Annotated in this window: 7 protein-coding genes and 4 tRNA genes; 8 read left to right on the forward strand and 3 right to left on the reverse strand. The window is 45.0% G+C overall.

Annotated elements, in window-relative coordinates; genetic code table 11:
• The first annotated feature begins 44 nt into the window (after positions 1 to 44).
• From WAK81_RS00320 to rimI, 7 genes are all read left to right on the forward strand, one after another.
• Positions 45 to 120: transfer RNA gene (locus WAK81_RS00320), tRNA-Thr, on the forward strand.
• A gap of 56 nt (positions 121 to 176) precedes the next feature.
• Positions 177 to 260, forward strand: a tRNA-Tyr gene (locus WAK81_RS00325).
• Between the two features lie 38 nt (positions 261 to 298).
• Positions 299 to 374 (forward strand) — tRNA-Gly (locus WAK81_RS00330).
• Positions 375 to 391: 17 nt separating this feature from the next.
• Positions 392 to 466 (forward strand) — tRNA-Thr (locus tag WAK81_RS00335).
• A 150-nt stretch (positions 467 to 616) separates the two neighbouring features.
• Positions 617 to 1,807, forward strand: coding sequence for an elongation factor Tu (gene tuf, locus WAK81_RS00340; RefSeq protein WP_422195213.1), 1,191 nt, complete (start codon positions 617 to 619; stop codon positions 1,805 to 1,807).
• Between the two features lie 222 nt (positions 1,808 to 2,029).
• On the forward strand, positions 2,030 to 2,911 hold the full coding sequence (locus tag WAK81_RS00345; RefSeq protein ID WP_422195214.1) for a metal-dependent hydrolase: 882 nt from the start codon (positions 2,030 to 2,032) through the stop codon (positions 2,909 to 2,911).
• A gap of 105 nt (positions 2,912 to 3,016) precedes the next feature.
• On the forward strand, positions 3,017 to 3,478 hold the full coding sequence (rimI, locus tag WAK81_RS00350; RefSeq protein ID WP_422195215.1) for a ribosomal protein S18-alanine N-acetyltransferase: 462 nt from the start codon (positions 3,017 to 3,019) through the stop codon (positions 3,476 to 3,478).
• Positions 3,479 to 3,490: 12 nt separating this feature from the next.
• Here rimI and WAK81_RS00355 read toward each other — a convergent pair whose 3' ends face one another.
• The 3 genes from WAK81_RS00355 to trxB all read right to left on the reverse strand — a co-directional run bounded on the left by WAK81_RS00355 (position 3,491) and on the right by trxB (position 6,114).
• Complete coding sequence (locus WAK81_RS00355) at positions 3,491 to 4,306, reverse strand: arginyltransferase (RefSeq protein WP_422195216.1); 816 nt, start codon at positions 4,304 to 4,306, stop codon at positions 3,491 to 3,493.
• A 21-nt stretch (positions 4,307 to 4,327) separates the two neighbouring features.
• Complete coding sequence (aat, locus tag WAK81_RS00360; protein ID WP_422195217.1) at positions 4,328 to 5,059, reverse strand: leucyl/phenylalanyl-tRNA--protein transferase; 732 nt, start codon at positions 5,057 to 5,059, stop codon at positions 4,328 to 4,330.
• A gap of 92 nt (positions 5,060 to 5,151) precedes the next feature.
• Positions 5,152 to 6,114: a thioredoxin-disulfide reductase gene (gene trxB / locus WAK81_RS00365; protein WP_422195218.1), complete on the reverse strand. Its 963-nt coding sequence runs from the start codon at positions 6,112 to 6,114 to the stop codon at positions 5,152 to 5,154.
• Between the two features lie 249 nt (positions 6,115 to 6,363).
• On the opposite strand from trxB, the gene WAK81_RS00370 reads away from it, so the two are divergent.
• A partial coding sequence (locus WAK81_RS00370) for a DNA translocase FtsK 4TM domain-containing protein (RefSeq protein WP_422195219.1) occupies positions 6,364 to 8,378 on the forward strand: 2,015 nt, incomplete at its 3' end.

The raw sequence follows: 8,378 nt of genomic DNA on the forward strand, positions 1-8,378 counted from the left end.
ACTGCACACCGTTCCGATACGAAACGTACGAAACACTAGGAAACGCCGGCATAGCTCAGTTGGTAGAGCAACTGACTTGTAATCAGTAGGTCCACAGTTCGAATCCGTGTGCCGGCACCATCTTAGAGGTTTGGTAGTGTGAAGTAAAGAACAGCACTGATGTAAGTGTAAAAAATGGTGAGGTTCCCGAGCGGTCAAAGGGGGCGGACTGTAACTCCGCTACGAAAGTTTCGAAGGTTCGAATCCTTCCCTCACCACCAATTTTAAGACTTCAATAAGTGGTTTGTACCAACATCGTGCGGGAGTAGCTCAGTTGGTAGAGCGGTAGCCTTCCAAGCTACATGTCGCGAGTTCGACCCTCGTCTCCCGCTCCATTGAAGTACTAATATTTGCTCTTATAGCTCAGTGGTAGAGCACTCCCTTGGTAAGGGAGAGGTCTCGAGTTCAAATCTCGATAAGAGCTCCAGATTACAGTTTAGCAACTCTGTTGCAAAGAAATTCCCAAAGCAGGCTATTTAGTCTGCTTTTCAAGTATTTGGTGTTCGGTTTTTTTAAACGATATGTCGGAGCTGGGTTTTACTCAGAATTGTGTTCGACGTAAACGAGGAAGATTAACATGGCTAAGGCTAAGTTTGAACGTAATAAGCCACACGTTAACGTGGGCACAATTGGTCACGTTGACCATGGTAAAACAACTTTAACAGCTGCAATTGCAACTGTATGTGCGAAGAAATTCGGTGGCGAAGCGAAAGACTACGCTGCAATCGACTCTGCACCAGAAGAAAAAGCACGTGGTATTACCATTAATACTTCACACGTAGAATACGATTCTCCGATTCGTCACTATGCACACGTAGACTGCCCGGGCCACGCCGATTATGTTAAAAACATGATTACTGGTGCTGCTCAGATGGACGGCGCGATCCTTGTATGTGCTGCGACTGATGGTCCTATGCCACAGACTCGTGAACACATCCTGCTTTCTCGTCAGGTAGGTGTACCTTACATCGTTGTATTCTTGAACAAATGCGACCTTGTAGACGACGAAGAGCTTCTTGAGCTAGTTGAAATGGAAGTTCGTGAACTTCTTTCTACTTATGACTTCCCGGGTGATGACACTCCAGTGATCCGTGGTTCTGCTCTTCTTGCACTTAATGGTGATGAAAGCCAATACGGCGAGCCAGCTGTAGTTGCGCTTGTTGAAGCTCTTGATACTTATATCCCTGAGCCAGAACGTGCGATCGACCTTCCATTCCTTATGCCAATTGAAGACGTATTCTCAATCTCTGGTCGTGGTACAGTAGTAACTGGCCGTGTAGAGACTGGTATCGTTAAAGTAGGCGAATCGGTTGAAATCGTTGGTATCCGTGATACACAAACAACGACTGTTACTGGCGTTGAAATGTTCCGTAAACTTCTAGACGAAGGTCGTGCGGGCGAGAACTGTGGTGTTCTTCTTCGTGGTACTAAGCGTGAAGACGTACAACGTGGTCAAGTATTGACTAAACCAGGTGCGATCAAGCCACACACTAAATTCGATGCAGAAGTATACGTACTTTCTAAAGAAGAAGGTGGTCGTCACACTCCATTCCTTAACGGTTACCGTCCACAGTTCTACTTCCGTACTACGGACGTAACTGGTGCGATCGCGCTTAAAGAAGGCGTGGAAATGGTTATGCCTGGTGACAACGTTGAGATGTCAGTAGAGCTAATCCATCCGATCGCAATGGACCCAGGTCTACGTTTTGCGATCCGTGAAGGCGGTCGTACAGTTGGTGCTGGTGTAGTTGCTAAAGTAACTGCATAATCGCTGATTTTGTAAAAAAAGCGCCTCTTTGAGGCGCTTTTTTTGATTCAAACTTTTATAAAATTAAGAATAAATTGTCTGACAATGATTTTAAAAGCTGTCCTTATCTGATATCGGCTTGACCTAAACTGCACTTATGTAAAAAAAATTACCACGTAATATACAGATAAGAATATGAATATTACATTTTCTGGCCTGAATTGGCCTGATGGGAGTGGTCACATGAATGCGAAAGTAAATATTACCAATCGTGCGGGTGCAAGTTTCCCAGTTCGTCGCATGAACTTTGAATTTGATGCTGTACCGGAATATTGGATGAATGGTTCAGCAGGTCTCACTCATTTTATGACGGCATTATCTGCACTATTTCCAGCAGGTGAAAAGTTTTTTATAGATTCAGTCCGTGCGATGCGTAAACATCCTGCAATTGCCAATAATGAAGCATTACAAAAAGAAATTTCCGCTTTTATTGGTCAGGAAGCCATGCATACTCACGAGCATATCGGCTTTAATGCATCTGCGCAAAAACATGGGCATGATGTTGATACGCTTGATCGTTATACCGATAAAGTCATTCAAACGACACGTAAAGTCATGGCTAAACTGGGTAAGCCTGTAGGGATTACCCAAGAAATGGTAGATTTGACTGCAACCACGGCACTTGAGCATTTCACTGCAACGATTGCCTCACAGCTTTTGACCAATAGCCACATTCAGGAATTGATGACAGATGAAACCATGAAAACCATGTGGTTATGGCATGCTATTGAGGAAAATGAACATAAGGCAGTTGCATATGATGTCTTCGAAGGGGTTTTTGGCAAAGGCCTAAAAGCCTATGCACTACGTACTTCATCCTTGGTCATCGCAATGGCAACCTTATTTGTGGTGCAAAGCTATTTCCTTGCCCGTTTGCTTAAACAGGATCAGCAATTCAATCTTGAGTCCTTAAAAGCCATTTATACCTATGCCTATAGTCCTTCTAAAGGTGTCATTACGGGTATGGCGAAAGAAATGCTGATGTATTTTAAACCGGGATTCCATCCGAATGATCATCATACAGATCAACTGCTGGCGACCTGGAAAACCAAATTGGGTCTGTGACAGAACTGAAGATTGGAGAGCGACTAAAATCGCTCTTTTTTTTGCTCGATTTTTTGCATGAAGTTTCTATAATGCGGAGATTGATTCTATATAAGATGAACGAAGATGATTCGTTTGATGCAAGCAGTGGATGTAGAAGCCGTTGCAAAGATTGAAAAATCAGTTCAATCCCATCCCTGGACTTTAAAACAGTTCGAAGATGCTGTAACGGCTTATCAAAGTACAGTGATTGAAGTGCAAGGGCAGGTGGCCGGATTTTGTATTTTACAACCGGTGCTGGATGAAGCCAATTTATTGCTGATGGCAATTGATCCGGCACAGCAAGGCCAGAGCTTGGGCTATCAGTTGCTGGAGGCTTCAGTGGCCATGCTAAAAAATAATCCGGTGCAGATTTTCCTGGAAGTGCGCGAGAGTAATCTGGCTGCGATCAAGCTTTATGAAAAATCAGGCTTTCATCAGATTGATCTGCGCAAGAACTATTATCCAAATGCCAACGGAAGCCGTGAACATGCCATCATTATGGTGAAAGCATGTACGGATGATTTTGCCAGTCTATTTAAGTCATAAAAGCTGACGACCTTATTTAATAATCTGGTGATTCCATCCGCTAGGTAAGGTCGTCATTAATGAGTTTCCCAGGTGCTGAATCTCTGTGGCATTCAGGGCATGATTTAAGCGTCGCCATTGTCCATCGACCAAGAGTTCCAGTGGCAGATACTGAGATTTGTAATTCATTTTGCTAGAATGCGGCACCCAATAACCCAGATAGATAAATTGCAAGCCCAGCTTTTGTGCATGTTCAATCTGTTTCAAGATTGCAAAAGCACCGAGTGAACGACGGTTTTCATCCGGATCAAAGAAGGTATAGACGGCAGAGATGCCATCATCCAGCAGATCGCAGGTTGAAACGCTGATTAGACGCTCACCTTGCCATAACTCCAGAAAGAAACTGTCGGTGCAGCTTTGTAATAAAAATTTTTCGAACTGATCCCGAGTCGGTGGAAACATGTCGCCATCTGCGTGGCGTTCATTGATATAGCGTTCATACAGCGCATAATGTAGATCACCAGCGTGCTCTGGACTGGTAATTTTCATCACCAGATCCTGATTACGTTTCCAGGCTTTTTTTTGTGAACTGTTCATGCGGAATTCAGCGACAGGCACACGCGAAGACAGACATTGACGACACAGATGACATTCGGGTCGATACACGAAATCACCACTGCGGCGGAAACCGGTACGTGACAGTTCCGATAAAGTTACTACATCAATTCGATGTGCAGGATCCAGAAAAACCATGCGCGCCGACTTGTTGGGCAAATAGCTACAATCATGCGGCGGCGTAATATAATACTGTAAATCGTTCAGTAGGGCCTTTGGCTGATAAGAGTTCATAACAACTACCCTCTGTTATTTTCATTCACTTAAGCGCGCGTTTTGCGCTATTGTTTTACTTGAAAATACACCTTCCTGATACTTTTTCCAATCGATAGCAGGCTTTTTTACAATATCTTGTAAAGAATTAAGATAAGCTTGGCGAGAAAGTGTGCAGGCGCCCAGGCTTAGAAGATGATCGTTGACCAGTTGGCAGTCGATCCAGGGTAGTTTATTTTCCTGTCCAATCAGCATTAAAGTATAGAAAGCCATTTTAGAAACATCGGTTTGTGTACTAAACATGGATTCACCAAAACAGCCTTGACCGATGGTCACACCATAAAGTCCACCGACGACGCGATCTTCATCCCAGACCTCAATGCTATAGCCATATCCTGCGTCAAACATGTCGCAATAGCCTGCGATAATATCTTCACTGATCCAGGTGTCGTCTGCATAAGCACGAGGCAATGAACAGGAGCGAATCACCCTTTCAAAAGCATGATTGATCGTAATTTTATAGTCCTGCTTTCTCATATTGCGTAGCAGGGATTTGCTTGGATGATAATCTTCGGGGCGAATAATGCAGCGTGGTTCCGGACTCCACCAGCAAGTCGGATCACCTTCTGAAAACCAGGGAAATAATCCATGCGTATAAGCTTCAAAAAGTGTGGAAGGGGAGAGGTCTGCACCAATACAAATCAGTCCTTCACCTTCAGGATCAACCTCGACCGGATTGGGAAAAATGAATTCTGAGGGAGGAAGTAAAGACATGGCAGACCCGACATAAATCTATAGATAAATCATCATCTCATTCTAGCAATAAAAAAGCCGCCCATAATGGACGGCTTTTTTATTCTTGTTGCTTAGTCTAATTTGCCCATCGCATCAAGATATTTTTCTGCATCCAGTGCAGCCATACAGCCTGAACCCGCAGAAGTAATGGCCTGACGATAAATGCTGTCCGCAATATCACCGGCTGCAAATACACCCGGTACCGAAGTTTGGGTTGCATTACCTGCAGTACCACTTTGCACCTGGATATAACCGTCACGAAGCTCTAACTGACCTTCAAACATGGTGCTATTTGGCTTGTGACCAATCGCCACAAACATGCCAGTTACATCGACGTTTTGAGTAGAATCATCTTGAGTTGATTTAAGACGAACTGAAGTCACGCCAGATTGCGCATCACCTAATACTTCATCGACTTGATGGTTCCAGATAATGCTGATCTTGCCTTCTTTTTCTTTGGCAAATAAATGATCTTGCAGGATTTTTTCAGAACGTAATGAATCACGACGGTGAACCAGAGTCACGTGAGAAGCAATATTAGATAAGTACAATGCTTCTTCAACAGCGGTATTACCGCCACCTACGACCATTACTTTCTGGTTTTTATAGAAGAAACCATCACAAGTCGCGCAAGCACTGACACCTTGACCCATATAGGCTGCTTCAGATTCCAGACCGAGGTATTGGGCAGTTGCACCGGTACAGATGATCAGGGCATCACAGGTGAATTCTTCCATATCGCCTTTTAACACGAATGGGTGCTGGCTAAGATCCACTTCATTGATATGGTCATACACGATTTCAGTGCCAAAACGCTCTGCATGTGCCTGCATACGTTCCATCAATGCTGGACCAGTCAAACCTTCGGGATCACCCGGCCAGTTATCGACGTCAGTCGTCGTGGTCAGCTGACCGCCCAGTTGCAAGCCTGCAATCAGGGTAGGTTTCAAGTTTGCACGCGCTGCATACACTGCTGCGCTATAGCCTGCAGGGCCAGAACCTAAAATAATCAGTCGTGAGTGACGTGCGCTCATCAGCTGTATCCTTTTTTATTTAGAAATTTATTGAATTATACGTGAAACTGTATAACAGTGGGGTGAGATTAAAGTCGATATTATTGATCATTGAAATCGATTTGGGCTATATATAATAAGTACACAGTGTACTTGTACAATAGTGCATCTTTTTTCACAGAACAGGTGCATAATACGCATTTTATTGCGTCGCTTTTTCAAGCATTGAAGCAAAAGAATATTCATGAAGAATTGGTTACAGGACAGTATATGACAGCGGTGTCGAGTGCCTATGCACAGCGCTTAGTAATGACATTATTTTTAGTCTCATTTGGGATTTATCTATTTCTTGCAACAGTGACCTATACGCCATTTGATCCGGGATGGATGCATATCTCTAGTGATACGCAGACCGTTTCGAATGCCAGTGGGGTAGCGGGTGCCTGGATTGCAGACCTTTTGTTTGGCTTTCTCGGTTGGGCAAGTCTGCTGATCCCTGTCTATCTGTTTATGGAAGCGATTCAGGTCTGGTGGCCGTGCAGCTTCCTGAACCGGCCATTCCGCTATGCTGCACAATTCTTCCTGTTGCTGACTACCTCAGCGCTGTTGTTTTTATTCTGGCAAGTTCCTGCTGATACGCTGGATAATTCTTCCGGCGGTATTATTGGCTATGAATTAGGCCAGAGTCTGGAACAACTGCTGACAGTCTATGGTGCAGCATTCTTCCTGCTGGTGCTTTGGGTGGTGTTATTTACCCTGGCTTTTGGGGTGAAGTGGAACAAGACTTGGAGCAGCCTCAAAGCAACGCCTGCTTATTTACAAGACCTATTCTACCGCAATGTGCCTGAAGGCATGTCTGATTTTGACCGTACTGCACCTGTCGCCAAAAAAGAGCCAGTCATTAGTGCAAAAAAAGTAGCGGTTGCAGTAACGCCCGCGCCTGAGCATCAACTGGTAGAAATAGATCCGGTGGTACGTGACCAAGTTGCTGAACGCTTATTTGATGATTTTGCCGATAAAGAGTCACAACAATCCCAGTTTTATGATGATCTTCCTGAAGCTGAGCAGCAGGCTCCTGAGCCAGTCGAGACATTTAAGCAAGCACAGCAAGTGCCTCAACAGCCGGATCGTGTGGTAGCGACAGGCGAGGTGTGGCGTGCCTTACACTCGAATGAAGATCAGCGCCATAAACAGGATATTGATGCCTTACTTAAAGCAGCCGAGGAAGAGCAGCTTAATTCTCCTGTGTCACATATAGCCGCTCCTCAACCTGTTGCAGCGCAGACTCATGCTCACACCAGAACAGCGCCTGCTTCGCATACTGGCTTGGACTGGGATGATGATGAAATCTTTGATGAACTTCTGGCTGCTGTTCCGCAAGGCAAAACTGCGACCGATGTGCATAGCCCATTCAATACAGCGCCAGCCGAAAAGACGGCAAGAATTGTAGAAGACATGACCAATGTTGCGCCTGTCATGGCATCTATGGCGACTGCACATGTCGTGAAAAACAGCGCATTACAGGCCGATCTGGATGACCTGGGTGATTTGCTGATTGAAGAGGAAGAGCCAAGCCAACCGGTACGCAGCTCTAGCTATGCTCAATCTTCTGCTTTTGTTCAGGCACCAATTCAACATCAGGGTATAGAGCAACCAGTATCTCCTACTTCTGCAACTCATGCAGCAGTACGAGAGGCTTTATCTAAAGAAGAATTTGTAGAAGCCTGGCAGGAAACGGCCGGTAAACCACAAGATGAAGACGAGTTTGATTTTGATGCTCCTTTAACCGATGCTTCAGGCCGTCCGATGTCACGTGCCATGCAGGTGGTTGAGCGCCGTAAAGATTTATCGCCGCTTCCAGGGCTAGATTTACTGGATGAAGTCGATCCAAATAAAAAAGTGAATTTTACCGAAGAGCAGCTGGCACGTTTATCTGAATTGCTTGAAATCAAGCTGCAAGAATTCAATGTCAAAGCCAAAGTGGTAGAAGCACAGCCAGGCCCAGTCGTAACACGTTTTGAACTGGATCTGGCACCAGGGGTGAAAGCTTCTAAAGTGACGAATATTTCGCGTGATCTGGCACGTTCGATGTCGATGGCATCGGTGCGTGTGGTTGAAGTCATTCCAGGCAAGCCGTATATCGGGATCGAAGTACCAAACAGTACCCGTGAAATGGTCCGTTTGATCGAACTTTTGACCATTCCAGCCTTTACTGATCCGAATAGTATTCTCTCTATGGCAATGGGTAAGGATATTTCCGGTAATCCTGTGATTGCTGATCTGGG

Origin of the sequence: Acinetobacter sp., from assembly GCF_049284435.1 — a bacterium.
Taxonomy (GTDB): domain Bacteria; phylum Pseudomonadota; class Gammaproteobacteria; order Pseudomonadales; family Moraxellaceae; genus Acinetobacter.